Below are 1,121 nucleotides of genomic sequence, written 5' to 3'. Positions count from 1 at the left end.
GTGTATAAGAGACAGCTTTACGACCATTGTGCCAAATCTTGGTATGGTTCGTACCCAATCGGGTGAATCCTTTGCAGTAGCTGATTTACCAGGTTTGATTGAAGGGGCTAGTCAAGGTGTTGGTTTGGGAACTCAGTTCCTCCGTCACATTGAGCGTACCCGTGTCATCCTTCACATCATTGATATGTCAGCTAGCGAAGGTCGTGATCCTTATGAGGACTACTTAGCTATCAATAAGGAGTTAGAGTCTTATAACCTCCGTCTTATGGAGCGTCCACAGATTATCGTAGCCAACAAAATGGACATGCCTGAGAGTCAAGAAAATCTTAAAGAATTTAAGAAAAAATTTGCTGAAAACTACGATGAATTTGAAGAGTTACCAGCTATCTTCCCAATTTCTGGTTTGACTAAGCAAGGTCTGGCAACGCTATTGGATGCTACAGCTGAATTGTTAGACAAGACACCAGAATTCTTGCTCTATGACGAGTCAGATATGGAAGAAGAAGCATACTACGGCTTTGACGAGGAAGAAAAAGCCTTTGAAATTAGTCGTGATGATGATGCAACGTGGCTACTTTCTGGTAAAAAACTGATGAAACTCTTTAATATGACCAACTTTGATCGTGACGAATCAGTCATGAAATTTGCTCGCCAGCTTCGTGGTATGGGAGTTGATGAAGCTCTTCGTGCGCGTGGTGCTAAAGATGGTGATTTGGTCCGCATTGGTAAATTTGAGTTTGAATTTGTAGACTAGGAGATTGATATGGGAGATAAACCGATATCTTTCCGAGATGCGGATGGCAATTTTGTTTCCGCCGCAGACGTTTGGAATGAAAAGAAATTGGAAGAACTATTTAATCGTCTCAATCCAAATCGTGCCCTGAGATTGGCACGAACTAAAAAAGACAATCCATCTTAAATACGTAAGATAAAACTCCAATTATCAGTCAAGTTAACTGTAACAAATAGAAGCTAAGATCGAGAAAGGGCAAAGTTTGCCCTTTCTTTTACTTGTAAATTATAATATATTGAAATAGAGTATGAACAAATTGATTAGAGAATTCAAATCAAATTTCTAACAAGGCTTTATAAGTCGTGTTGTCCTATTCTAGCTTCAAGAC

2 protein-coding genes are annotated in these 1,121 nt (G+C 39.4%); both read left to right on the top strand.

What is annotated here, in order from left to right:
* Positions 1 to 754 (top strand): Obg family GTPase CgtA (cgtA, locus tag QZ359_RS01215; RefSeq protein ID WP_293954522.1); only part of this gene is annotated, 754 nt, incomplete at its 5' end.
* Between the two features lie 9 nt (positions 755 to 763).
* The gene (locus tag QZ359_RS01210) at positions 764 to 919 is read left to right on the top strand and encodes a hypothetical protein (protein WP_000502580.1); all 156 of its coding nucleotides are present in this window, start codon (positions 764 to 766) and stop codon (positions 917 to 919) included.
* The last annotated feature ends 202 nt before the right edge of the window (positions 920 to 1,121 follow it).

The sequence above is a fragment of the Streptococcus sp. genome, assembly GCF_019414905.1.
GTDB lineage: Bacteria > Bacillota > Bacilli > Lactobacillales > Streptococcaceae > Streptococcus.
The sequence above is the reverse complement of the archived record's forward strand: the minus strand, read 5'-3'. Positions and strand labels throughout refer to the sequence as shown.

Coding starts and splice junctions, on each gene's coding strand:
- QZ359_RS01210 (WP_000502580.1), top strand. CDS start 764: ATGGGAGATAAACCGATATCTTTCCGAGATGCGGATGGCAATTTTGTT.